The sequence below is a fragment of the Pseudomonas sp. G7(2022) genome, from assembly GCF_052660475.1.
The window spans coordinates 4,117,891-4,142,337 of the sequence record NZ_CP109659.1 but is presented as its reverse complement, the minus strand read 5'-3'; the positions used below and the strand labels follow the sequence as shown (position 1 = coordinate 4,142,337).

The window sequence follows — 24,447 nt, the reverse complement described above, 5'->3', positions numbered from 1 at the left end:
GGGGGGATCAAGCCAATCCCCCCGCATCCACCCCCAGTTCCCCCCTCAGAAACTCCACCAACCCTCGCTGCAACCCACTCAACACCCCCTCGCGGCTGACCAGCGCCAGCTCTGTCGGTGGAAGCGGCGGCAAGTCTGTGCACACCTGATGCTCCGGCAATACCGCTGATGCCGGCAGCACCGAAACCCCAAGCCCTGAGGCGACCGCCGCTTGAATGCCGGTCAGACTGTGGCTGCCGAAGGCTACACGCCATGGGCGTTGCGCCACGTCGAGCAGGCGAATCGCTCGTTGTCGGTACAGGCAGCCTTGGGGAAACAGCGCCAGCGGCAATACACCATTGGAAGAATCGAACTCAGCACCCTTGACCCACACCAGTCGCTCCGGCCAGGTCGCCCAGGCGGGGCCGCTGTCGGGTTCGCGTTTGATCAGGGCGATGTCGATTTCGCCGCTGTCGAGGCGTTGCCTCAGATCGAGGCTCATGCCGCTGACGGTTTCCAGCCGCGCTTGCGGGTGGCTGCGGGTGAAGCCGGCGAGGATCAGCGCCATGCGTCGGGCGTCGAAGTCTTCCGGCATGCCGATGCGCAGGATTTCCAGATCCAGATCGCTGGCAAGGGCTTCGCTGGCCTCGGCGGACAAGGCCAGCAGGCGGCGGGCGTAGTGGATCAGCAGTTCGCCGTGCTCGGTGACGCTGACGTTCAGCCCGGTGCGGTCGCGCAACAGCAAGGCGTGGCCGACCAGGTCCTCAAGTTTGCGCACTTGTTGGCTGACCGTGGATTGGGTGCGGTGGACGCGTTCGGCGGCGCGGGTGAAGCTGCCTTCATCGACCACGCAGACGAAGGTTTTCAGCAGTTCCAGATCCAGCATGGCAGCGGTCTCGATATTTGTTTGGCAACTGAGGGTTGGCTATTTATTTAATTTCACACTATCACCCCGAGTTCATAAGCTGAAGCCCTCACTTGCAGAGGAATGCCCCCATGACGTTGATCAATACACCACGCCCGCAATGGCTGACCTTCGATTGCTACGGCACCTTGATTCAATGGGACGAAGGCCTGCGCGCCGTGGCCGAGCAGATCCTGAGCGAGAAGGGCGAACACCGGGTCGATGCCGGGCGCCTGATCGAGGTCTATGACCGCCACGAACATCGCCTGGAACAGACGCCGCCGCACCGCTCGTTTCGCGAGCTGAGCACCCTCGGCCTGCAACTGGCCCTGGAGGAACTGGGGCTGGCGAGTGCCAGCCAAGACAGCAAGCGCCTGGCCGCCGCGATCCCGCAGATGCCGCCGTTTGCCGAAGTCGTCGAGACCCTCGGGCAGCTCAAGGCCAAGGGCTTCAAGCTGTGCATCGTCTCCAACACCGATGACGACATCATCGCCGGCAACGTCGCTCAACTCGGTGGCCATATCGACCGGGTGATCACCGCGCAACAGGCCGGCGCCTACAAACCGGCGCCGAGGCTGTTCGACTACGCTCATGAGCAATTGGGCGTCAGCCGTGATCAGGTGGTGCACATCTGCGCCAGCCCGATGCTCGACCACACGGCGGCCCGCGACCTGCATTTTCGCTGCGTATGGATCGACCGCAGGACCGGTCGTCAGTTACTGCCGGACTATCGGCCCGACGCGATCCTCAACACGCTGGACGAAGTGCTGCCGATGTTCGCGTCCCTTGGCTGGGAATAAAGGAGTTTCGCCATGGCCCACACCCTGACTGGCTGCGCCCGACCTGCGCGTTCCGGCTCGTTGAACCTCGACAGCGAAGCCATTACCACCGCCCGCCACGAACTGGCAGCGTGCTTTCAACTGGCGGCGCTGCACGGGCTGGAGGAGGGGATCTGCAATCATTTTTCGGCGATGTTGCCGGGGCACGATGACCTGTTTCTGGTCAATCCCTACGGTTATGCGTTTTCCGAAGTGACGGCGCACAACCTGCTGGTCTGCGACTTCGAAGGGAACGTGGTGGACGGCGAGGGCCAGCCAGAGGCAACGGCGTTCTATATCCATGCACGCCTGCACCAGCGACTGCCAAGGGTGAAGGTTGCGTTCCACACTCACATGCCGAACGCGACGGCGTTGTGCCTGTTGGAGGGGCCGCCGCTGTTGTGGCTGAGTCAGACCGCGCTGAAGTTCTACGGGCGCACGGCGGTGGACGAGCACTACAACGGGTTGGCGCTGGACGAGCGCGAAGGCGACCGGATTGCCGGGGTGATGGGTGATGCCGACATTCTGTTCCTGAAAAATCACGGGGTGATTGTCGCGGCGCCGACCATCGCCGAAGCCTGGGACGATCTGTATTACCTGGAGCGCGCCGCGCAGGTGCAACTATTGGCGATGGCCACGCAACGGGTGCTGGAACCGGTGCCGCATGCGGTTGCGCAACGGGCGTACGCGCAGATGCGCGAAGGCGATCCGCAAAGTGCGCGGGCGCATCTGCGCAGTGCGATGCGGCGTTTGGCCCGTCAGGGCTGATGCGGGCAAAAACGGACAGGCAAAAATAATTTGCGTCGCAGGTCATCCAATTGCCCTGCGCGCCGATAGTAACTGGGTCGGGATGTCTCGAAGGCACTTGGTTGCCCCGTACAACCCGGTGGGCTACGCTCACAAAAACAAGGGTTTCGGGCTTTTGCCCCTGTCGTACCTGCCCAGGACACGCTTTTGCCTATCCCCATTCACGATCCGAACCAAGCCCCCGGCGGCACCCTCAAGCGTTTGCCCCTGCGCAAGGCGGCGGTACTGTTCATCGTTGCCGTGTGTCTGTGCCTGTCCGGCTTGCTGTATCTGCAGATCGAGCAGTCGCGGCGCCAGGATCTGGCGAATGCTCAAGTGGCCTCGGCCAACCTGACCCGGGCGATGGCGCAGCAGGCCGAGGACACCTTTCTGGCGGCGGATCTGGTGATGACCAGTCTGGTCGACTGGATTCAGGAAGACGGCTATGGCGCAGCGCAGAGACCGCGCCTGCAGAGGACTTTCGCGCGCCGGGTGCAGCAGCTGGAACAGTTGGACGGCATGTTTCTGTTCGATCGCGAAGGGCAGTGGGTGATTACTTCGTTCCCGGATCTGCCGCGCGGCAATGGCGTGGCCGATCGCGAGTACTTCAGGTTTCACCAGCAGAACGTCTCGATCGTGGCACACATCGGGCCGGCGATCCGCAGCCGCGAGAACGGCGAGTGGATTATCCCGATCTCGAAACGGGTGAACGACCACGCCGGCCATTTCCAGGGCGTATTGCTGGCCGGGATCAAGATGTCGTACTTCGACAAGTTCTTCAAAAGCTTCAGCCTGGATGACAACGGCACGATGTTCCTCGGCCTGACTGACGGCACGTTGCTCGCCCGTCGGCCATTCGATGAGGCTTTGATCGGCACCTCGATGGCCAAGGGCGAGATCTATCAGAAGCTGTTGCCCAATGCCCCCGCCGGCACCGCGATGATCGATTCGGTGGTTGACGGTGTGACGCGGCTTTACGGTTACCGGCAGCTGGAAAGTTATCCGCTGGTGGTGTCCTCCTCTTCGTCCCGGGACACGATTTTGCAGGGCTGGCATGACCGGGCGTTCCAGTCCAGCGTCATCGTGGCGCTGGTGGTGCTGGGCGTGGGGTTGTTTGGTTGGGTGTTCATCCGTCAGGTGCGCGACGGCGAACGGATCGAGAAAAACCTGCGCAAGGCCCAGCAGGCGCTGGAGGAGATCGCTACCCACGACAGCCTGACCGGGCTGGCCAACCGGCGTCTGTTCGAGCGCTCGCTGGAGGTGGAATTTGCCCGGGGGGCGCGGCAGTCGAGCCCGGTCAGCCTGATCATGCTCGATATCGATTTCTTCAAACGCTACAACGATGCCTACGGCCATGTGGCTGGCGACCATTGCCTGACGCAGGTCGCGCAGGTGGTGAAGAACTGCTGCCAGCGCCAGTCCGATCTGGCGGTGCGCTATGGCGGTGAAGAGTTCGCGGTGTTGCTGCCGGACACCGACATCAACGGCGCGCTGACAATTGCCGGGCAGATCCGCCGCAGCGTCATGGACAAACACATCACCCACAGCGGCTCGCCCACCGGGTATCTCACGGTGAGCCTGGGCTGCTATGCGTTTATTCCGACTGGCAACGACAGCCCGGAACTGTTCATTCAACGGGCGGATGCGGCGCTGTATCAGGCCAAGAACTCCGGTCGCAACCGCGCGGCGGTGTTGTCCATGGACGTTGGCGTTGGCGAATTGATGCGTTCGGATCGCTGATTAAACCGAATCGGTTCAGACACAGGCCATGGCCTTCACCATGACCTGCTCTTGTCCGTCCAGCCGCCCGCACCACTGCCGGGCCGGATGACGAGCGGTCAGAAGTCCACGGTGGCCGACACCTTCAGGGTGCGCGGCGTGCCCTGAGTCAGGTAACCGCCGTTGGCCGAGGCCCAATAGGCTTCGTTGGCGACGTTCTCCAGGTTGGCCCGCAGGGTGATCTGCTTCTCATCCAGCTTGAAGGCATAGCGCGTGCCCAGGTCGAAACGGTTCCACGCCGGAATGCTTTGAGTATTCGCCGCGTTCAGGTACTGGCCGCCGGTGCGCAACATTCGCGCGCTGAGAGCGGCGCCTTCGAGGCCCGGAATGTCCCAGTCGGCGCCGAGGTTGAACTGGAAGCGCGGCACCCCGACGGCGCGGTGGCCGTCATTCACGCCGTTGCTGCTGCCTTCCAGTTCAGTCTTCATCAGCGTCGCGCCGCTGAGCAGGCGCAGGCCGTCGAGCGGTTCGCCGTAGACGTTGAGTTCCACGCCTTTGTTGGTCTGCTGGCCGTCAACCCGGAAGATCCCGTCCTGGGTGTAGCTCGACGGTTGCTCGATGCGATAGACGCCGAGGCTGGCGCCGTAGCTGCCCATGTCCAGGCGCACACCGGCTTCGACCTGCTTGCTGCGCACCGGGGCGAAGGTTTCGTCGCGGTTGATCGCCGTGGTCGGCGGCGTCGGGCCTTTGGCCAGGCCTTCGATACGGTTGGCGTAGAACGACACGTGTTCCCAGGGCTTGATCACCAGGCCGTAGACCGGGGTGGTGATCGACTCTTCGTAACTCGAGGTGCGGGCGCCGGTGGCCGTGGCCCAGCCATCGACTTTCATCTGCTGGCGACGCACGCCGAGGGTCAGCAGGATGCGGTCATCGACGAAGCCGAGAGTGTCGGAAATCGCCTCGCTGCGCAGGATGTTCTTGCCGGTGATGCGCGGGTCGTTGATGTCGCTGGCGAACGAGGTGGGTGCCGGGCGCGGCTTGTCGGTGACGTTGTACAGGTTGGTGCTGTAGCGCCCGGCCGCGCCGACGGTTTCGAACGCCGAGCGCTGCTCGCCCCAGATGCCCGCCCAGCCGAGGTTCAATTGATGGGTGACGGGGCCGGTGTCGAAGCGGCCGTTGAGCCCGGCCATGGCGCTCTGGTTATCTTCATCGTGGGGCGAATAGAGCATGCCGCCACGGGCGTTGCCGTTGAGGTCGGTAACGGTCAGCGACGAGTACACGCCGTTTTCCCGGGTGTGCTTGGCGCCACCGGAAATGTAGGCGGTCCAGTTGTCGTTCAGATCATATTCGGCGCGGGCCATGCCGAAGGTGTCTTCGAGCTGCGAATAGCTCCAGCTCTGGGCGTAGCTGGCATTGGCGTGCGGCACCTTGGGGGCTTTGGTCAGGCTCGAATCGACATAGACCACCGAGCGCCCTTGATTGATCACCTGCTTCTGATAGCCGCAGTCGCTCGAGACCCGCAGGCGCTCACCGCGATAGTCCAGGCCGAGGCTGAACAGCGACGAGCGCTGGTCTTCGTCATCGACGGCGGTGTCGCCTTCGCGCTGCATCAGGTTGACCCGGGCGCCGAAGCGGTTGTCTTCGCCAAAACGCTGGCCGAGGTCCAGATGCGTGCCGACCCGGCCGTCGGCGCTGTAGTCGAGAGTGACGCTGCGCGTTGGCGTGTCCATGGCGCGTTTGGGTTGCAGGTTGATCCCGCCGCCGATGCCGCTGCCGCTCGGGGTCACGCCGTTGACGAAGGCGTTCGGGCCTTTGAACAGTTCCACCCGGTCCAGCGCTTCGACGGCGATGATCTGCCGCGGCAGCACGCCATAGAGGCCGTTATAGGAAATGTCATCGGAGGCCAGCGGCAGGCCGCGGATCATGAACATTTGCGAGAAGTTGCCGAAGCCGTTGGACTGGCGCACCGAGGCATCGTTGAGCAACACATCGCCAATGGTTTGCGCCTGCTGATCGGCCATGGTCCTGGCGGTGTAGCTGGTGACGCTGAAGGGCAGGTCGTTGACCGCTTGATCACCGAGCATGCCGACCTGCGCGCGACGGGCGACCTGTTCGCCACCGTAGGTTTCATCGCTGCTGTCGTGCAGGGCGCTGACGGTGGTGGCGCCGAGTTCCAGCGCACCGTCCGCCGCGACTTTCGGCGCCACGGTGTAACCATTGTTGCCGGTGCTGATCAGTTCGAAGCCGCTGCCTTCCAGCAATCGGGCGAAACCGCTTTGCGCGGTGTAATTGCCTTGCAGGCCCGGGCTCTGGCGATTGCCCAGTTGTGCCGGGTCGAACGACAACGGCACGCCGACGCTCACCGCAAATTGCGCCAGTACATGGCTGAGCAGGCCGGGGCCGATGCTGACACTTTGGCTGGCGCTTTCGCGGGTGCTGTCGGCGGCCTGGCCGAGGGTCGGCAGCAGCGCGCCGAAGGCCAAGGCAAGACTCAGGTTTAGGGCCTTGAGCGGTAAAGTGGCAGGGCGGGGCGTGGGCAATGCGGTCATTCGGCGATCCTGTCGGGCGCGTGGAATTGAAAGGTCTATCCACTCACCGAACGTGGCGCGAAAAGGTATCAGTGAACATTGAAAATATTTTCCGAAGGCTCAGACGCGGGGCTCCACCGACAGCCAATAGCGGGTCAGGCTGTTGATGTTCAGCGGCAGGGTGTCGCTGAGCAGGCGCAGGCTGGCGTCGGTGTCGCGCAGGGAAAACGCCCCGGACACACGCATCGCCGCGACGTCCGGATGACAGCGCAAGACGCCGCGACGATAACGGCTGAGTTCGCCGAGCAATTCGTCCAGACGCATGTTGCTGGCCAGCAGCATGCCCTTGTCCCAGGCCAGGCTGGCGGTGTCGAAGGTTTCAGCGCTGTCTAAGCCGTTCAGCTTGAAGCGCTGGCGTTCGCCGGCCTTGATGATCGTATTTTGCTTGAGCAATTGCGGGGTGATTTGGACTTGCCCCTCCAGCACCGACACCAGGCTGCGCGAACCTTCGGTGCGCACGCAGAACCGCGTGCCGAGCGCACGAGCGAGACCTTGTGGGGTTTGGACCATGAACGGGCGGGCGGCGGCATCGCTGGCAGTGGTGATCAGCACCTCGCCGTTGAGCAGCAGCACCCGGCGCTCGACCGGGCTGTAAGCGATGTTCACGGCGCTGTCGGTGTTGAGCAGCAATTGGGTGCCGTCCGGCAGTTGCAGGTTCTTCTGTTCGCCGACGGCGGTGCGCTGATCGGCCGTCCACTGCTGCCACGGAACATGTTGCGAGGCGATGCCCACCGGCCCGGCCATCAACAGCAGACCGAGGCGGGTAAGGGTCTGGCGACGGCTGAGGCCTTCTTTGCGCGAAGCCCGTTGCAGGGTCTGGATGGCGACGTTGGCCGGCACGCTGCGCAAGTCCCCCAGCAGCGCTTCGGCCCGTTGCCAGGCAATGGCGTGTTCGGCGCTGCGGTTGCGCCACTGCGCGATGGCCTGATGATCGGACGGCGAGGCGGTGCCCGAATGCAATTGCACCAGCCAGTCGGCGGCTTCACCGAGAATCTGCGGATTGATCATCGATGAATTCATCAGGCGACACTCAGGCAGGCAATGAACGCGGCGCGCATGTGGCGTTTCACGGTGATCAGCGAAACCCTCAGCCGCGTGGCGATCTGCGCATAGGTCAGGCCTTCGATCTGCGACAGCAGGAAGGTGTCGCGGGTCTGCGCAGGCAGCTCGCGCAGCAACGCTTCTATGCGCCACAGGGTTTCAAGAATCAGATAGCGGGTCTCCGGCGACGGCACTTCGGCAGGCGGCAGATGGGCGATGGTTTCCAGGTAGGCGCGCTCCAGGTCCTGGCGCCGCCAGCGGTCGATCACCAGACCTTTGGCGATGTGCGTCAGCAGTGCCCGGGGTTCGCTGCCCAGAGGCTTGAGCACCTGACGGCTGAGCAGGCGCAAAAACGTATCGTGAGCCAGGTCGGCCGCATCGCAGCGATTACCCAGCTTGCGTTGCAGCCAGCCTTGCAGCCACCCGTGGTGTTCGCTGTAGAGCGTCTGGACTTGCTGATTCAATGGCGGATCGAGAGACGACATGAGCGGCAGATACTCGTTGCGGGCATCCGATGCCTGGCTGCAATTAGAGTGCAATTAAGAATTGATCGCATTCTAGTGGCACCGAACGAGCGCTGGCAATTGCCCCTTTGCACTTTCTTTTCTGGCGCCAGAAAGGAGTGGCCTACACGTCTTCCGGGAGATTGGCTATTTGTTTGGCCCGGCCCCGGGACTAACGTAGCCACACATTCACTTGCCCCGGAGAACCACCATGAAACCTCGTGCCGATTTCTATACCGCTTCCCCAGACGCCCTGAAAGCGATGATCGCCCTGGAAACCGCCGTCTCGAAACTGCCGCTGGAAAAGACCCTGATCGAACTGGTCAAACTGCGCGCTTCGCAAATCAACGGCTGTGCGTTCTGCATCGACATGCACACCGCTGACGCGATCAAGGGCGGCGAAACCCCACGCCGGTTGTTCGCCGTGACCGCCTGGCGTGAAGCGCCGTTCTTCACCGACCGCGAACGCGCCGCGCTGCTGTGGACCGAGTCCCTGACCCAACTGAGCCTGACCCATGCCCCGGACGAAGATTACGAAGCGGTCGCTGCCCAGTTCTCGCCAAAAGAAATGGTCGACCTGACCGTGGCGATCAGCACCATCAACAGCTGGAACCGTCTGGCCGTGGGCTTTCGCAAAATCCCGCAAGCCTGATCGCTCAATGTGCATCGGCACTCGGCGCCGCCGGTGGTTGCACCTTGCGCATCAAGGGCACCATCGCCGTGGCGATGACGAAGCACACCATGATCATCAGGAACGTGTCGCCGTAGGTCTGTGTCTGTGCCTCGCGGTAGGTCAGCAGCCATAGCTGACGCAGGCTGGCGGTAAGGCCTGCATCGCCGCTCTGACCCAGTGCGGCGAAGTTGCCGCCGACCTGGGCCAGCCACTGATTCACTGCTTCGTTGCTGCTGTTCAGATGCTCCGCCAACCGCGTGAAGTGCAGGTTGGTGCGGTCGTTGAGAATGGTCGCGCACGCCGCAATCCCGATTGCACCGCCCAGATTACGCATCAGGTTGAACAGGCCCGAGGCGTGCTTAAGCCGCGCTGGCGCCAGACCACCCAACGTCAATGTCACCGCCGGCGGTACCGCCAGTTGCTGGGCAATCCCGCGCAGGGCTTGCGGCAACATCAATTGCCCGGCACCCCAGTCGTGGGTGATCGGACTGAATTCCCACATCGACAAGGCGAACAACGCCAGGCCCGCCATCATGATCCAGCGCAGATCGAGGCGATTGGCCAGAAAGGCGTACAGCGGAATCGCCATGATCTGGAACACCCCGGTAGAGAAAACCGCCAGACCAATGTCCAGCGCGCCGTAACCACGCACCCGGCCGAGAAACAGCGGCGTCAGGTAAATCGTCGCGAACAGGCCGATGCCGGTGACGAAGGAAAAGAAGCAGCCCAGGGCGAAGTTGCGATCCTTGAGGGCGCGCAGGTCGACGATCGGATTGGCCACGTGCAGCGTGCGGCCGACAAACGCCACGCCGGCCAGGGCGCTGATCCACGCGGTGGTCAGGATGGTCTGATCGCTGAACCAGTTCCAGCGCGGGCCTTCTTCGAGGGTGTATTCCAGGCAGCCGAGAAACAGCGCCAGCAACACCATGCTCAGATAATCCGCGCCCTTGAGCAGCGACAGTTCCGGCTGATCAATCTTGACCAGCATCGGCACCGCCACGGCAACGAAAATCCCCGGCACCAGGTTGATGTAGAACAGCCAGTGCCAGGACGAAATGTCGGTGATCCAGCCGCCGATCACCGGACCCAATGTCGGTGCCAGCGAAGCCACGGCGCCAATGGTCGCAGCGGCAATCACCCGTTGCTTGCCGGTAAAGAAAAAGAATGCGGTGGTGAACACCAGCGGAATCATCGAGCCGCCGAGAAAGCCTTGCAGCGCGCGAAAGGCGATCATGCTCTGGATGTTCCAGGCGATGCCGCACAACAGGCTGGCGAGGGTGAAACCGACTGCCGAAGCGCAGAACAGCCAGCGCGTGGAAAACACTCGCGACAGCCAGCCCGACAGCGGAATCACGATGATTTCGGCGATCAGGTAACTGGTCTGCACCCACGCCGTTTCATCGGTGCCGGCGGACAACCCGCCGCCAATATCGCGCAGCGAGGCCGAGACGATCTGGATGTCCAGCAGCGCGATGAACATGCCGATGCACATCGTGGCGAAGGCGAACACTTTGGTCGCCGTCGCCATCTCGGCGGCATTGAATGGCTGCGCGGAGGCGGTGAGGGCGGTGCTCATGGCGCGCTGGCCACGGCGGTGGTTTCAGGTTGGGCGCGGGTGTCGACTTCGGCCGTCACCGACAGGCCCGGACGCAGGTGACCGAGTACGCCGTCGGCGGGGTCGAGCAGGATTCGCACCGGCACACGCTGGACGATCTTGGTGAAGTTGCCGGTGGCGTTTTCCGGCGGCAGCACGCTGAACTGCGAACCGGTGGCCGGGGCGAGGCTGTCGAGGCGGCCGTGGAATTCCTGGCCGGACAACACGTCGGCGCGGATGCTCACGCGCTGGCCGGGTTTCATCCGCGCCAGTTGGTCTTCCTTGAAATTGGCATCGACCCACAGACCGCTGGCCGGCACCACCGACAACTGTTGCGAGCCGGCCTGGGCATAAGCGCCGACCCGCGCGCGGCGGTTGCCGATCACGCCGTCGACCGGGGCGCGCAATTCGGTGTAGCCGAGGTTGAGTTGCGCCAGATCACGCTCGGCCCGGGCTTGCTGGAGGGCGGCGCGGGCCTGCTGTTTCTGGGTTTCGATCACGTTGAGCTGGCGTTGCGCGGCCAGCAGTTCGGCCTGGGCCTTGGCGCTCAAGGCTTGGGCGGTTTTGAAGGTGGCGTCGGCCCGTTGTGCGGCTTCCACCGAAACCGCATTGGTCGTTACCAGACGTTTGTAGCGTGCGTTGTCGTCCCGGGAACGGGCGGTTTCGGCGCTGGCGGCATCGATGCCGGCGCGGGCCTGACCGATTACCGCCTGTTGCAGTTGTTCGGTGGCATCGAGGTTGGCCAGCAGCGCTTCCTCGGCGGCAACGGCGCCTTCAGCCTTGGCCAGATTGGCGCGGTAGTCGCGGGCGTCGAGGCGAATCAGCACGTCGCCGGCCTTCACCTTCTGGTTGTCGCTGACCAGCACTTCCTCGATGTATCCGGCCACCTTCGGCCCGATGACCGTGACGTCGCCGCCGATGTAGGCATCGTCGGTTTCTTCGAGAAATCGCCCGGCGCCCCACCAATGCACGGCATACAACCCGGCGAACACCAGCGCGGCCAGGCCCGCAGTGGGCAACAGCAAGCGTTTGAACAGGGGAGGTCGGGGGGCGCTGACCGGAACGGCGAGATCGGGTTCTACGGTGGGCATGCTGGTCATGGCGTAATACCTGAGGAAGCGGAATGGCTATTACGACCGTAATATGACGCGAGTAATATTTTGTGGCAATTGGTTTTTATCGCCGGTCGTCAGATGGGGGGTGTTGAAAGAAAAGCTGATCATTTGTTTAAGAAATGTAAGCGCTGTAGGAAGCGTCTTGCAATTGCGTAGGAACGCTCTGACTATCACCGCTATTGATGGGGTGGCATTAAGCCAGTTGATTGCAAGGATGTTGAGTGCCGTATTCGCTTTGCGCTGTTTCTCGTAGTCGTTTCCTGCCTCGCCCGCTGTTGTCGGCCTTGTTGTTGAGTGTGTGTGCGCCCAGCATTTTGGCCGCCGAATCGTCGAACCCGGGCCAGGAAGTGCTGCGCCAGCAGCAACAGCAGCAGCGCGATCTGCAACAACTGCAAATCGAACAGCGCAAGCGGCAACTGGAGCGTGGCGCGTTCGGCGCGCCGCCTGCCGCTCCGGCCATCCCCGAATCGATCAAACCCGACGAACGCTGCTGGCCCCTGAGCGGCACGCGCATCGGCGGCGTCACGCTGATCGATAAGGACAAGCTCAACGCCCGGCTCAAGCCGCTGCTGGCGCCGTGCATGGGCGTCGGTCAGATCAACCATCTGCTGGCGACCATCACCGCGCTTTATGTGGAGAAGGGCTACATCGCCAGTCGCCCGTACCTGAGCAGTGCGCCGGCGGCGGGACAGTCGCTGGATATTCTGGTCGACGAAGGCTACATCGAGTCCATCGAACTGGCCGACCAGAGCCTGCCGGTGTCGCTCGGCGGCGCGTTCCCGGGCATGCTCGGCAAACCCTTGAACCTGCGGGATCTGGAGCAGGGGCTGGATCAGTTGAACCGCCTGCGCTCGCTCGATCTGACCGCCGACATCGCTCCCGGCAGCCAGCCCGGCGCGTCGAAAATCATCCTGCGTTCGCGGACCTCGGGGCAGTCGCGCTGGGCCCTCGGTGCCGGTTTCGACAACCTCGGCAGTGCCAGCACCGGTCGTGACCGTGACACGCTGAGCCTGACCCTCGACAGCCCGCTCGAACTCAACGACCTGTTGAGCCTCAGCGCCAGCGACACCCTCAATCAGGGCGACCGCTACAGCCGCAACGCCAGCCTCTATTACGCGATTCCCTACGGTTACTGGACGTTCAGCACATTCGCCAGCCATGCCGAATATCGTGCGCCGTTCAAACTCAGCGCGGCGACCCTGCACAGCACCGGCATCACCAATCAACTCAGCCTGCGCGCCGACCGGGTGTTGTGGCGCGACCAGAGTCATCAGCTCAGCGCCAACCTGCAGCTGGCGCACAAGGACGTCGACAGCTATCTGCAAAACGTCCGCCTCGGCATCCAGAGCCCGACCCTGACCGTGGCCGAGGCCGGGCTCAATCTGTTCTGGCTCGATCGCGCGGTGTGGAACCTTGACTTCAATTACGCGCAGGGGCTGCGCTGGCTCGGCGCCGACGACGATGCCGATCATCAGGTCAGGAACCTGCCCAAAGCGCAGTTTCGCAAGTACCGCGCCGGCCTCAGCCAATGGCGCAACGGCCAGCTCGGCACGCAAGCCTGGCAATGGCAGAGCCAACTCAATCTGCAATACAGCCCCGATCCACTACCCGCCATCGAACAACTGCTCGGCACCGACGATTCCGCCGTGCGCGGTTACCGGGTCAGCAGCGCGTCCGGGGCCAGCGGTGCGATCTGGCGCAACACCTTGCGCCTGCCGCTACGCACCGATTTGCCGGTGCAGCTCACCCCGCGTGTCGGACTCGACCACGGCTGGATCAAGGCCGACCACGGCGCCTCGGTTCAACGCCTGAGCGGCGCCAGCATCGGCCTCAACCTGGGCTGGAAAAACCTGCAAGTGGATGTCGATTACCAACGCAGCCTGAACACTCCGACCGGCCTGCACCGCGAGCCTGAAACCTGGCTGATGCGCGTCGGACTGCAGATATGAACGTCAGTGAACAACAGCCATCGGATCTGAGCGCGACAGCCGTGGCCTTTAACTCAACGCGCAACGTGATGCCGCACTACATGGAGAGTTTTTTATGCCAATGAACACCTTTGCGTTTCACCTTTCCCCACGGGGCAAACTGCGCTGGGCCATCGCCAGCCTGTTCCTGGTCGCTCACCTGCCGGGCGCCATGGCCGGCGGTGTGGTGGTCGCGCCCGGCCCCGGCGGCACCGCGCAATTGCAGACCCAGGGCGGCGTCCCGATCGTCAACATCGTCGCGCCCAACGGCTCGGGCCTGTCGCACAACCAGTTCCTCGACTACAACGTCGACCGTCAGGGCCTGGTGTTGAACAATGCCTTGCAGGCCGGCCAATCACAGCTTGCCGGGCAACTGGCGGCCAACCCGCAATTGCAGGGCCAGGCCGCAAGCGTGATCCTCAACGAAGTGATCAGCCGCAACCCGTCGGCCATCAACGGCGCCCAGGAAATCTTCGGTCGCGCCGCCGACTACGTACTCGCCAACCCGAACGGCATTTCGGTGAACGGCGGCAGTTTCATCAACACGCCGAACGCCAACCTGGTGGTCGGCCGTCCCGAGCTGAATGACGGCAAGCTGCAAGCCCTGAGCACCCGCGATGCCACCGGTCAGTTGCAGATTCAGAGCGGTGGCCTGCGCAATGGCGAAGGCTCGATCAACCTGATCGCACCGCGCATCGACAGCCTGGGTGCGATCACTGCGCGTGACCAACTGAACCTCACGGTCGGGCGCAATCAGATCGACTACGCCAGCGGCCAGGTGAAAGCCGTGGACCCGGCGGGCGGCACCACCGATCAGCGGATCGACGCCAGCCTTTTCGGCGCGATGCAGGCCGGACGCATCAACATCGTCAGCACCGCTGAAGGCGCGGGCGTGAAGGTCGGCGCGGTGCAAGTCGCCGGGCGCGACGGCGTGCAGATTGGTTCGGCGGGCGACTTAAGCGTCAGCGGTCAGGCGATTCCGGACAGTCTCGATGTGACCCGTGCCGGCATTCGCAGCAGCCAGGGCGACGTCGCCCTGCACAGCGGCAAGGACCTGACGCTGGCCGCCACCGACCTCAGCGGTCGTGATGTGAAGGTCGATGCCAAGCGCAATCTGACCCTGACCACCGTCGAGAGCCGCAAGCTCCAGGAACAACGCGAGAACTGGAACAACAGCACCATCGGCATCACCTGGGAAACCTACGAACGCACCAAGACCGACAGCGATTCGCGCCAGCACGGCAGCCAGATCGTCGCCAGCCGCGACGCGCAACTGTCGTCCGGCAAAGACACCGAACTGAAAGCCGCCAAGGTCGACGCGAAGAACAATCTCAGCGTGCAAAGCGGCGGCGACCTGCGCCTGACCGCCGCCACTGAAAGCCACACCCAGACCGATCAGGGCAAGCATCGCAAGCACCTGTGGAAAGCCGATTGGGACAGCAGCAGCGAAGAGCAGCGCAGCGTCACCAGCCAGTTGAAGGCCGGCAACATTGCCCTGCAAACCGCTGCGCTGCTGCGCTCCGAAGGTGCCGAACTGAACAGCACCGGCGATCTGCGACTGGCCGGCAAACAAGTGGAAGTCACCACCGCGACCCGCACCAACCGCAGCAGCGACAACCGCTATTCCGGTGATCTGGTCGGTGGCGGTTTCTTCGGCAAGACCGGCGACGCCGACAAGGGCCAGACCCAGCATCAGGGCAGCAAGATCAACGCGGCCGGCAAACTGCTGGTCAAGGCGGACGATGTGCGCATCAGCGGCAGCCAGGTGCGTGGCGGCAAGGATGCCAGCGTGATCAGCGACAACGGTTCACTGACCATCGATGGCGTGCAGGACACCTCGCACAGCAACAACCACGACAAGGACAGCAAGTTCTTCGGCATCACCAAGGACGAGTCCCGGCAGAACAGCAAGGACAGCACCACGGTGCGCAGCGAGCTGGCTTCCGACAGCAACCTCAAGCTGAAAAGCGCCAAGGACATCGAAGTCGCCGGCTCCACGGTCAAGGCCGGCGGTTCGCTGACGGCGGATGCGGCCGGTGATGTGAATGTGCATTCGACGCAGAACACCCACGACAGCAACAACAGCACGCAGACCCGTGGCTTCGACGCCTACGCCAAGGAGCAAACGGCGGAGCAGTATCGCGCCGGCGTGCATTACGAAGACAAGGCGCAAACCGTCACCGCCAACGACGTCACGCAGCAGGGTTCCAGCCTCAGCGGCGGCACTGTGCAAGTGAAGGCGGGCGGCGATGTGACGCTCAAGGGCACCGAGGTGAAATCCACCGCCGGCGACACCACCCTGAGTGGCAAGAACGTCTCGTTGCTGGCCGAGCAAGACAGCCACAGCACCTCGACCGAAACTCGCAGCACTGGCGGTGGTTTCTACTACACCGGCGGCCTCGACCGCGCGGGCAGCGGCGTGGATTTCTCGCACAGCACCTCGCAAGACACCACCGCTAAAACCACCGCGCAAACCACGGGTGTGCAGAGCAGCGGCAGCCTGAACATCAACGCGGACAGACTCGCCACCGAAGGCGCGCAACTCAAGTCCGGCAACGGTCTGAACGTCGCCGCCAACGAAGTCGACAACCGTGCTGCCAGCAACACCGAGAGCAGCACCCACAAGGAGAGCAACTGGTCGGCGGACATCGGCGCCAACGTCGAGTACAAAGACATCGCCCGGCCGATTGCCGTCGCGGTGAAAGACGTGCTCGACGGCAAGGTGCCGGACAAGGACGCACTGGCCAATCTCGGCCAGCCGAACGTCGGTATCGACGTGGCGGTCGGTCATGCCAGCGCCGATAAAACCGAGCAGAGCAGCAACGCCGTGGTCAGCCGGTTCGACGGCCAGACCGTGGACGTGAAGGTCGGCGGCACGCTGCACGACCAGGGCACCCAGTACAACGCCAGCGCCGGCAAAGTGAACATCAGCGCTGACAAACTGGTGGCCGACGCCGCGAACAACACCCGCAGCAGCACCGACAACGCGGTGGATGCCAAGGTCGATGTGCGCGTCTACACCAAGACCGGTGAAGACGTGAACGTGGCCGGCAGCGGCGCGGGTGGCAGCAGCCAGTCGAGCAAGAACAGCGCCACGGCGGTGGTCGGCGGTTACGCCGGTAGCCAGGGCGTGAATATCAATGTCGGCGGCGACGCACAGTTCGAAGGCAGCCGTTTCGACGGCGGGCAGGGCGGTGTCAGCGTCAAGACCGGCGGTGACCTGGCCCTGAATCAGGCCAACGACCGCCAGAGCAGCGACAGCTCCAGCCTGCGCGGCAACGGCTCGCTGACTGTCGGCACCTTGCCGGGTACCGATGGCACCAACGTCGATCTCGGCGCTGGCTTCCAGCTCGATCACAAAGGCAACCAGACCACCGACAGCCAGGCGCACGTTGCCAGCCTCAGCGGCAATGGCCCGGTGCAATTGAGCAGCGGTGGCAATCAGGTTCAGCAGGGCACGAAGATCGACAGCGCTGGCGCTATCGACCTGAAGGCTGGCGGCAAGCTCGACCTGCAAGCAGCCATCGATTCGCACATCGCCACCGGCAGCAATCTCGGCGGCGGCCTGAAGGCCGGCGGCAGCAAGACCGGCAGCGAGAAGAGCCGCGATCAGGGCGGTAACCTCAGCGGCAACTTCAACATCGGTCGGGTCAACGAGAACACTCAGCCCCTCACCGGTGGCCAGCTCAACAGCCAGAACGGCATCGCGTTGAGCGGCGATTCGGTGCACCTGCAAGGCACCCAGGTCAGCGCGCCAAACGTCACCATCGACGCGCAGAAGGGCGGCTTCGTTCAGGAGTCCGCGCAGTCCACCGACAACCGCAACAACTGGAATGTGGCGTTGAGCGCCGGTGGCAATCTGAGCAAAAGCACACCGACCGCCGCCGATGAAAAAGTCAGCAGCGATCACGGCTTCAATGCCGGGGCCAAAGTCGGCGTGGATTACCTGCAAGGCACCACCCAGCAGAACAGCCAGATCAAGGCTGACACGGTGGTGTTGAACAGCGGCGGTGATGCGAGCCTGAACGGTGCGCGGATTGATGCGCGCAATGTCAGCGGCAAAGTGTCGGGTGATCTCTCGGTTGAAAGCCGTCAGGACTCCAGCACTCACGCCAAGGTTGACGTGGATCTGGGCCTGACCGCCAAGAAGACCCCAGCCGACGACAAAGGCAAACTCGCGGGCACCGACTACAAGCCAACGCTGAAAGTCGATGGCGAATACGCACACAAGGACAGCGTGAAACAGGCCTCCGGCATCAGCGGTAGCCAGGGTGTGAATCTCACGGTCGGCGGCGCTACCCAACTGACCGGCGCGCGGATTTCCACGACTGAAGGCAAGGTCGATCTGGGCGGTTCGAAGGTCAGCAGCAGCGACCTGAGCAACCTCGACTACGGCGTTAAAGCCGGTCTGGACCTGCCACACAAAACCGAAGAAAACGCACCGAAGGTGTCCCTTGAAAACGGCAATCTGAAAGTTGGTCCGGTGACCCTGAGCGGTCATCTGGACAGTCAGCCCCTGCAAGCGGGGATCGACGAAAAAGGTTGATTCACCGTTAGTGAAACCGGCGGGGGCGAGCCTGCTCGCTCCCGCTTCTAAGAGGTACCCCGCTCAAAACGGCAGCCACTGTCGTTTCACGTCAAGTCGAAAAAAGCATGGTGACGGATTCGATGGCATGGGACTGGGTGAAGAAGCGGAGCGCGTGAACAGGCTGCTCGGTGACAAGCCGATCCTGCTGATGGGCAATCAGGGCTTGCTGGTCGCGGCACCGAACGTGAATTGCGCGTGGCCCGTGATGAAGTGGCGCGCAAGACCTGTCGGCAATGGCTGGATTATCCGGGGTTTGCGGAAAAGCATTTCAACTCGTTGATGGGCATCCTCGACGAAGAGGAACCCGTCTACCGCCAGCAAAATGAGTGCTGCGTTTTCGGATGGTCGATCCAGAACCGCGCGGGTTTGTGCCCAGTGAAATCGAGTTTGGCTGGAAAGAACAAATTGTTATAGCGAATGGTTCTTGCTGGACTGTCAGTTCTGACAGTGTGCAAACAGCTGCCAAGGGGAGACGATTGGCTTGCGGTGTGTGGTTCCGATTGAACCTGCGCTGACATCAAACCGATCAATTCAGGGAGCTGAAAATGAGCGACATTACTTTTCCAGGCGCAATTAACGGTGTGATCACTTGCCTTTCTGACCCAATGAACGGCATCAGGGTAAAAATTGGACCACTTACCGGTGCGCAAATCGGTGGTGTTTTGAAAATCACATGGCAGGGATACAGTGATCCAAGTGGCACGGTGCCCATCCCCGGCACTCAGACCTCGCGGAATCATTTTATTACCCAGAATGACGTCGACAACGGGTTGGAAAAAACCATCGGTGACTGGCACGCACATATCAAACCCATTCAAACCGGCTCGGCTCGCGTTGGCTACACGATCAATGGCGGTGGTGAGAAAAATGCGTTGGCAGCGGTCCGGTTATTGAACCCAATTGGCCAATCGTGCGACGAGGTCTGAACGCACAACTGAACGTTCGAGTTTCAACAGTGCCTGCCTGTTGCGGGCATTTTTTTGCCGAAAGCCGGCCCCGGGGAACAGATCCCGCAGCGACAGTGCATTCGGGTCGAGGTTGAAGTAGATGAAGCCGCCGAGTTCTTCGGTGTGCACTTGGGAAATGTTGAACTGTGCCAGCTCGAAACTCTTTATCCACTTGCAACGCGGCGTACCGTGCGGAACGGGTGTGGGGTTGATGGATTGCGACCAGTCGATGGGCGGAATGATCAATCGCCTGCTTCACGCGAGAGCCTTGACAGCCCTGCGATAATGAGACTTCACCGCGATCTGCGCGGTGCACTCGATCATGATGCAGAGGAAGGTTTTCCATGGACAATCAAGCACTCAAGGCCCTGTTCGACCAGCAGTCCGCCGTCTATGACAAACAGTGGAGCGGAATGGCGCCCCTGCGTGATGCCCTGTATTTGCTGCTGAATTCAGTATTCGCGGGCCTGCCGGAGAATGCCCGGATACTCTGCGTCGGCGTGGGCACGGGTGTGGAAATGGCCCATCTGGCGCAGCAGTTTCCCGGCTGGCAATTCACCGCAGTCGACCCTTCGGGCGCCATGCTCGACGTGTGCCGTCAGCGAGCGACAGAGGGCGGTTTTCTCTCCCGCTGCCGTTTTCACGAAGGCTACCTCGATACGCTGACGGATGAATCCGGTTACGACGGTGCGACCTGTTTTCTGGTGTCGCAGTTTTTGCTCGACCCCCAGACCCGTATCGATTTTTTCCATGAGATTGCCCGTCGTCTGGTACCGGGCGGGGTTCTGGCGAATGCTGATTTGGCCTCTGACACCGAATCTCCGGCCTACGAAGCATTGCTGCGTCACTGGATGACGCTGATGGCGTCGGCCCAGGTGCCGGCGCAGATGCTTGAGCGAGCGCGTTTGGCCTATGCCCGGGATGTGGCGATTCTGCCAGCGCCGCAGGTCGCCGGTCTGATCGAGTCGGCCGGGTTCGAGGCGCCGGTGCAGTTCTTTCAGGCGGGTTTGATGCACGGGTGGTTCTGTCCGCGCAAGGCAGAGATTGCCGCGGGTTAGAGCGCTGGGTTGATAGGGGGAAACAGCTTCGTCGGCATTCCCGAGGAATCCATTGCCTCGGCTTAATGGGAAGTATTACCATTCGCTCCCCTTTCCTCAGCACACCGCAATGATCCCCATGCTGCCCCGCAGACCCGGCTTTCTCGAGCATTACGAAGAGTTGATCGGCACCTGGACCCGCCGCCTGCGCAATCGCTCGCAGGCCGAGGATCTGGCGCACGACACCTTTGTACGGGTGCTCGAATCCGATTCGTCGGCGGTGCAGCAGCCCCGGGCGTATTTGCACCAGACGGCGCGCAATATCGCGGTGGACGGCTATCGGCGTGAGGACCGGCGGGGTGCCATGGAGTCGGAGGCGATCGATCTCAGTGAGTCGCCGACCGGCGATCCGGAGCATTACATGCATGCGATCCAGCTGGCCGATTCCATCGAACGGGCGCTCTGCGAATTGCCGGTCAATTGCCGGCGAATCTTCGTCTGGCAGAAGATCGAAGGCCTGACCCAGGCCGAAATCGCCGAGCGCCTGGGCCTGTCCAGGAACATGGTGGAAAAGTATATGATCCGCACCCTGCGGCATCTGCGTGATCGCCTGGACGGGGCGCAATCATGAGCCGCGGCGTCTTTTCATCCCCAGCCAGACAGGACATTCCATGATGGATACTCGTGATTGCGCGTGCGGGCAAACAACGGTGCGTGATGAGGCGGCACGCTGGTTTGTGCGTTTGCAGGAGCCTGCTGTCGACGCTGAACAATATCGCAGCTTCGAAGCCTGGCTGAACGAACATCCCCAGCACCATGACGAATTCCAGTTGCTGCAAGGCCTGTGGACGGCGGCGGATCTGCTGCCGGCGCCGCGGCTCAAGGCCCTGTGCGAAACTCCGCCAGCACGGCGCGAACGCCGTCCGTTGTTGCGTTATGCCGTGGCGGCCAGCGTGGTCGCGGTGGCGCTGGGGCTCGGTCTGTTCAGTGGCTTGAATCATCCGCAAGGTTACAGCGCCGAATTCGCCACCGCGCTGGGTGAGCGCAAGCATGTGGCGCTGCCGGACGGTTCGGTGATCGACCTCAACAGCCGCAGTCGCTTGCAGGTGCGTTTCGAGAAGGATCGGCGACTGATCCAGTTGACTGAAGGCGAAGCGATGTTCAGCGTCGAGCACGATACTTCGCGTCCGTTCGTGGTCGAGGCCGGCAGCGGCAAGGTGACGGTCACCGGGACTCGTTTCGATGTGCGCCGCGACGTGACGCAGACCCGGGTCGCGGTGGAGCAGGGGACGGTCAAGGTGCAGGGGCGTGATGCGGCCGATGCCGATTTCATCAGCCTCACTGCCGGCCTCGGCACGCGGATCAATGCCCAGGGCAAAGTGGCACCGGCCTACGCGGTCAATCCGGCAGAGCTGACGGCCTGGCGCAGCGGCAAACTGGTGTTCAACAACGCCAGCCTCAGCGAAGTCGTCGAAGAGGTTTCCCGTTATCGCGACAAGCCGTTGACCGTCGCCAACCCGACCGTGGCCAACCTGCGCCTGACCAGTGTGTTCAAATCCGACAACACCGATGCCTTGCTCAAGGCCTTGCCGAACATCCTTCCGGTGGCCGTGCGAACACTCGCCGACGGCAGTCAGGAAATAATTTCAAAATAAAATTCAGGTTTTTTTCGAGTTCGTCGTCTTCCTGTTCAACTGCAACTGGTTTGCATTAACAGCCGCACACTCTTGCGATCCACAGGACTCCGTTCGACGTGAAAAACTCCACCGCCAAAAACAATAAATCCCCTTGGTTACCGCTGGCGCTCGCGCTGGCGGTCAACGCTGCGATGCCGCTGGCCTTCGCCGCCGACCCCATTCATATCCGCGCGCAGCCACTGGGCCAGGCGCTGAGCGAACTGGGACAGCAAACCTCGCTGCAGGTGTTTTTCAGCCCTGATCTGGTGGCCGGCAAGCAGGCCCCGGCGGTCGATGGCAACCTCTCTCCCGAGGACGCGTTGCGCCGGTTGCTGCAAGGCAGCGGCCTGGACTATCAGATCAATGAAGGTTCGGTGACTCTGTCGCCAGCGCCGAGCGCAGCCGCCAACGGCCCGCTGGAACTGGGCGTGACCGACATCAAGATGGTCGGTGACTGGCTCGGCGACGCCGATGCCGCGGTGGTGCAGAACCACCCCGGCGCACGCACGGTGATCCGCCGCGAAGCCATGGTCGAACAGGGCGCGATGAATGTCAGTGACGTCCTCAAGCGTGTGCCGGGTGTGCAGGTGCAGGACTCCAACGGCACCGGCGGCAGTGATATTTCGCTGAACGTCGGCGTGCGTGGCCTGACTTCTCGTCTGTCGCCGCGCTCCACCGTGCTGATCGACGGCGTGCCGGCGGCGTTCGCGCCGTATGGTCAGCCGCAACTGTCGATGGCACCGATTTCCTCCGGCAACCTCGACAGCATCGACGTGGTGCGCGGCGCAGGTTCCGTGCGTTACGGGCCACAGAACGTGGGTGGCGTGATCAACTTTGTGACCCGTGCCATCCCGGAAAACCCCACCGGTGAAATCGGCACCACCCTGGAAACCACGCGCTATGGCGGCTGGAAACACATCGACACCGCGTTCCTCGGTGGCACCGCCGACAACGGGATGGGTGTGGCGCTCTTGTATTCCGGGGTTAACGGAAACGGTTACCGCGAGCGCAACAACGGCAACGACATCGACGACGTGCTGCTCAAGACCCACTGGGCGCCGACCGATCAGGACGACTTCAGCCTCAACTTCCACTACTACGATGCCAGCGCCGACATGCCGGGCGGGCTGACGCAGAAACAGTACGACGACAAACCGTACGACTCGGTGCGCGACTACGACAACTTCAGTGGCCGTCGCAAGGACGTGTCGTTCAAGTGGATCCGCCAGATCGACGAACGCACCCAGGCCGAAGTGCTGACCTATTACACCGACAGCTTCCGTGGCAGCACCATCGCCGCCCGCGACCAGAAAACCCTGAGCTCGTACCCGCGTTCCTACTACACCCTGGGCATCGAACCACGTGTGTCCCGGGTGTTTGATGTGGGCTCGACCACTCAGGAGGTCAGCGTCGGTTATCGCTACCTGAAAGAAGCGATGCACGAGCAGTCGAGCCGCCTGGCGCTGATCAACAATGAGCCGGTGGTCACCAAGACTTCAGACGGCCATGTGTTCCAGGACCGTACCGGCGGCACTGAAGCCAACTCGGTCTACGTCGACAACAAGATTGACGTCGGCAAATGGACCATCACCCCGGGTATTCGCTTCGAGCACATCAACACCGACTGGCACGATCGCGCCGTGCTCGACACCGCCGGCAAACGCGTGCCGGAAAAAAACCGCAGCATCGAGAGCAACGAACCGCTGCCGGCGCTGAGCGTGATGTATCACCTGTCGGATGCATGGAAGCTGTTCGCCAACTACGAAACCTCCTTCGGCAGCCTGCAGTATTTCCAGCTCGGTCAGGGCGGCTCGGGTGACCAGACCGCCAATGGCCTGGAGCCGGAGAAGGCCAAGACCTACGAAATCGGCACCCGCTACAACGATGACGTGTGGGGCGGTGAAGTGACGTTGTTCTACATCGACTTCGATGACGAGCTGCAATACATCAGCAACGACGTGGGCTGGACCAACCTCGGTGCGACCAAGCACCAAGGCATCGAGGCTTCGGTGCACTACGACATGGCGGCGCTTGATCCGCGCCTCGATGGCCTGACCGCCAACGCCGGTTTCACTTACACCCGCGCTACATACGAAGGCGAGATCCCGGGCTTCAAGGGTCGCGACCTGCCGTTCTATTCGCGTCAGGTGGCAACCGTCGGCCTGCGTTACGACATCAACCGCTGGACCTACAACATCGACGGTTTCGCCCAGTCCAAACAGCGCTCGCCGGGCACCGGCGTGAATGCCGATGGCAGCTTCAACGGCAATTACATCACCGAAGGCACGGCGGACGGTCAGTACGGCGACATCCCGGGCTACATGACCTGGAACGTGCGCGGCGGCTATGACTTCGGTGCGCAGCTGTCGAACCTGAAGCTAGGCGCCGGGGTGAAAAACATCTTCGACAAGCAGTACTTCACCCGCTCCAGCGACAACAACTCGGGGATGTATGTCGGCGCGCCGCGGACGTTCTTCGTGCAGGCCAGCGTAGGCTTCTGATCGGCTGAGCA

General features: G+C 62.5%; 19 protein-coding genes. 12 read left to right on the top strand and 7 right to left on the bottom strand.

The features are described 5' to 3' along the window. Positions 1 to 7 precede the first annotated feature (7 nt). The gene (locus tag NE357_RS18735) at positions 8 to 865 is read right to left on the bottom strand and encodes a LysR substrate-binding domain-containing protein (protein WP_169431115.1); all 858 of its coding nucleotides are present in this window, start codon (positions 863 to 865) and stop codon (positions 8 to 10) included. A 110-nt stretch (positions 866 to 975) separates the two neighbouring features. Here NE357_RS18735 and NE357_RS18730 point away from each other — a divergent pair, with 110 nt between their 5' ends. From NE357_RS18730 to NE357_RS18720, 3 genes are all read left to right on the top strand, one after another. Continuing rightward, entirely contained in the window at positions 976 to 1,683 is a 708-nt protein-coding gene (locus tag NE357_RS18730; RefSeq protein ID WP_169431114.1) for a haloacid dehalogenase type II, read from the top strand. Positions 1,684 to 1,695: 12 nt separating this feature from the next. Further along, the gene (locus tag NE357_RS18725; RefSeq protein WP_169431113.1) at positions 1,696 to 2,469 is read left to right on the top strand and encodes an aldolase; all 774 of its coding nucleotides are present in this window, start codon (positions 1,696 to 1,698) and stop codon (positions 2,467 to 2,469) included. A gap of 186 nt (positions 2,470 to 2,655) precedes the next feature. Continuing rightward, entirely contained in the window at positions 2,656 to 4,227 is a 1,572-nt protein-coding gene (locus NE357_RS18720) for a sensor domain-containing diguanylate cyclase (protein ID WP_169431112.1), read from the top strand. A gap of 98 nt (positions 4,228 to 4,325) precedes the next feature. Here the strand turns inward: NE357_RS18720 and NE357_RS18715 are convergent, their stop codons facing one another. The 3 genes from NE357_RS18715 to NE357_RS18705 all read right to left on the bottom strand — a co-directional run bounded on the left by NE357_RS18715 (position 4,326) and on the right by NE357_RS18705 (position 8,320). Then, the gene (locus NE357_RS18715) at positions 4,326 to 6,755 is read right to left on the bottom strand and encodes a TonB-dependent receptor (protein WP_169431111.1); all 2,430 of its coding nucleotides are present in this window, start codon (positions 6,753 to 6,755) and stop codon (positions 4,326 to 4,328) included. Between the two features lie 99 nt (positions 6,756 to 6,854). Next, positions 6,855 to 7,814: a FecR domain-containing protein gene (locus NE357_RS18710; RefSeq protein ID WP_169431110.1), complete on the bottom strand. Its 960-nt coding sequence runs from the start codon at positions 7,812 to 7,814 to the stop codon at positions 6,855 to 6,857. Next, the gene (locus NE357_RS18705) at positions 7,814 to 8,320 is read right to left on the bottom strand and encodes a sigma-70 family RNA polymerase sigma factor (protein ID WP_169431109.1); all 507 of its coding nucleotides are present in this window, start codon (positions 8,318 to 8,320) and stop codon (positions 7,814 to 7,816) included. Before NE357_RS18705 ends, NE357_RS18710 begins: the two co-directional genes overlap by 1 nt. Before the next feature lie 229 nt (positions 8,321 to 8,549). Here NE357_RS18705 and NE357_RS18700 point away from each other — a divergent pair, with 229 nt between their 5' ends. Then, positions 8,550 to 8,990, top strand: a complete 441-nt coding sequence (locus NE357_RS18700) for a carboxymuconolactone decarboxylase family protein (protein ID WP_169431108.1) — start codon at positions 8,550 to 8,552, stop codon at positions 8,988 to 8,990. Between the two features lie 4 nt (positions 8,991 to 8,994). Here NE357_RS18700 and NE357_RS18695 read toward each other — a convergent pair whose 3' ends face one another. Then, the gene (locus NE357_RS18695; protein ID WP_169431107.1) at positions 8,995 to 10,587 is read right to left on the bottom strand and encodes a DHA2 family efflux MFS transporter permease subunit; all 1,593 of its coding nucleotides are present in this window, start codon (positions 10,585 to 10,587) and stop codon (positions 8,995 to 8,997) included. Continuing rightward, positions 10,584 to 11,705 carry an HlyD family secretion protein gene (locus NE357_RS18690; protein ID WP_169431106.1) on the bottom strand — a complete coding sequence of 374 codons (1,122 nt, stop codon included), beginning with the start codon at positions 11,703 to 11,705 and terminating at the stop codon, positions 10,584 to 10,586. Before NE357_RS18690 ends, NE357_RS18695 begins: the two co-directional genes overlap by 4 nt. A 236-nt stretch (positions 11,706 to 11,941) precedes the next feature. Here NE357_RS18690 and NE357_RS18685 point away from each other — a divergent pair, with 236 nt between their 5' ends. From NE357_RS18685 to NE357_RS18670, 4 genes are all read left to right on the top strand, one after another. After that, entirely contained in the window at positions 11,942 to 13,669 is a 1,728-nt protein-coding gene (locus NE357_RS18685) for a ShlB/FhaC/HecB family hemolysin secretion/activation protein (protein ID WP_169431105.1), read from the top strand. A 94-nt stretch (positions 13,670 to 13,763) separates the two neighbouring features. Next, a complete protein-coding gene (locus NE357_RS18680; RefSeq protein ID WP_169431104.1) occupies positions 13,764 to 18,233 on the top strand; it encodes a hemagglutinin repeat-containing protein in 4,470 nt (1,489 codons plus the stop codon). A 127-nt stretch (positions 18,234 to 18,360) separates the two neighbouring features. Continuing rightward, positions 18,361 to 18,555, top strand: a complete 195-nt coding sequence (locus NE357_RS18675) for a hypothetical protein (RefSeq protein ID WP_249314317.1) — start codon at positions 18,361 to 18,363, stop codon at positions 18,553 to 18,555. Between the two features lie 265 nt (positions 18,556 to 18,820). Continuing rightward, positions 18,821 to 19,201: a hypothetical protein gene (locus tag NE357_RS18670; protein ID WP_169431103.1), complete on the top strand. Its 381-nt coding sequence runs from the start codon at positions 18,821 to 18,823 to the stop codon at positions 19,199 to 19,201. On the opposite strand, the gene NE357_RS18665 is transcribed toward NE357_RS18670, so the two are convergent. Then, the gene (locus NE357_RS18665; protein ID WP_249314315.1) at positions 19,163 to 19,468 is read right to left on the bottom strand and encodes a hypothetical protein; all 306 of its coding nucleotides are present in this window, start codon (positions 19,466 to 19,468) and stop codon (positions 19,163 to 19,165) included. The two genes, NE357_RS18670 and NE357_RS18665, sit on opposite strands and share 39 nt — an antisense overlap. 98 nt (positions 19,469 to 19,566) lie before the next feature. Between NE357_RS18665 and NE357_RS18660 the strand changes: the two genes are divergently transcribed. The 4 genes from NE357_RS18660 to NE357_RS18645 all read left to right on the top strand — a co-directional run bounded on the left by NE357_RS18660 (position 19,567) and on the right by NE357_RS18645 (position 24,436). After that, positions 19,567 to 20,280: a class I SAM-dependent methyltransferase gene (locus NE357_RS18660; protein WP_169431102.1), complete on the top strand. Its 714-nt coding sequence runs from the start codon at positions 19,567 to 19,569 to the stop codon at positions 20,278 to 20,280. 109 nt (positions 20,281 to 20,389) lie between these two features. After that, positions 20,390 to 20,890, top strand: coding sequence for a sigma-70 family RNA polymerase sigma factor (locus tag NE357_RS18655; protein WP_169431101.1), 501 nt, complete (start codon positions 20,390 to 20,392; stop codon positions 20,888 to 20,890). A 40-nt stretch (positions 20,891 to 20,930) separates the two neighbouring features. Continuing rightward, the gene (locus tag NE357_RS18650) at positions 20,931 to 21,914 is read left to right on the top strand and encodes a FecR family protein (RefSeq protein ID WP_169431100.1); all 984 of its coding nucleotides are present in this window, start codon (positions 20,931 to 20,933) and stop codon (positions 21,912 to 21,914) included. A 98-nt stretch (positions 21,915 to 22,012) separates the two neighbouring features. Beyond that, the gene (locus NE357_RS18645) at positions 22,013 to 24,436 is read left to right on the top strand and encodes a TonB-dependent siderophore receptor (protein WP_169431099.1); all 2,424 of its coding nucleotides are present in this window, start codon (positions 22,013 to 22,015) and stop codon (positions 24,434 to 24,436) included. Positions 24,437 to 24,447: the final 11 nt, after the last annotated feature.

Coding starts and splice junctions, on each gene's coding strand:
- NE357_RS18735 (WP_169431115.1), bottom strand. CDS start 865: ATGCTGGATCTGGAACTGCTGAAAACCTTCGTCTGCGTGGTCGATGAA.
- NE357_RS18730 (WP_169431114.1), top strand. CDS start 976: ATGACGTTGATCAATACACCACGCCCGCAATGGCTGACCTTCGATTGC.
- NE357_RS18725 (WP_169431113.1), top strand. CDS start 1,696: ATGGCCCACACCCTGACTGGCTGCGCCCGACCTGCGCGTTCCGGCTCG.
- NE357_RS18715 (WP_169431111.1), bottom strand. CDS start 6,755: ATGACCGCATTGCCCACGCCCCGCCCTGCCACTTTACCGCTCAAGGCC.
- NE357_RS18710 (WP_169431110.1), bottom strand. CDS start 7,814: ATGAATTCATCGATGATCAATCCGCAGATTCTCGGTGAAGCCGCCGAC.
- NE357_RS18705 (WP_169431109.1), bottom strand. CDS start 8,320: ATGTCGTCTCTCGATCCGCCATTGAATCAGCAAGTCCAGACGCTCTAC.
- NE357_RS18700 (WP_169431108.1), top strand. CDS start 8,550: ATGAAACCTCGTGCCGATTTCTATACCGCTTCCCCAGACGCCCTGAAA.
- NE357_RS18695 (WP_169431107.1), bottom strand. CDS start 10,587: ATGAGCACCGCCCTCACCGCCTCCGCGCAGCCATTCAATGCCGCCGAG.
- NE357_RS18690 (WP_169431106.1), bottom strand. CDS start 11,705: ATGACCAGCATGCCCACCGTAGAACCCGATCTCGCCGTTCCGGTCAGC.
- NE357_RS18680 (WP_169431104.1), top strand. CDS start 13,764: ATGCCAATGAACACCTTTGCGTTTCACCTTTCCCCACGGGGCAAACTG.
- NE357_RS18675 (WP_249314317.1), top strand. CDS start 18,361: ATGGGACTGGGTGAAGAAGCGGAGCGCGTGAACAGGCTGCTCGGTGAC.
- NE357_RS18670 (WP_169431103.1), top strand. CDS start 18,821: ATGAGCGACATTACTTTTCCAGGCGCAATTAACGGTGTGATCACTTGC.
- NE357_RS18660 (WP_169431102.1), top strand. CDS start 19,567: ATGGACAATCAAGCACTCAAGGCCCTGTTCGACCAGCAGTCCGCCGTC.
- NE357_RS18655 (WP_169431101.1), top strand. CDS start 20,390: ATGATCCCCATGCTGCCCCGCAGACCCGGCTTTCTCGAGCATTACGAA.
- NE357_RS18650 (WP_169431100.1), top strand. CDS start 20,931: ATGATGGATACTCGTGATTGCGCGTGCGGGCAAACAACGGTGCGTGAT.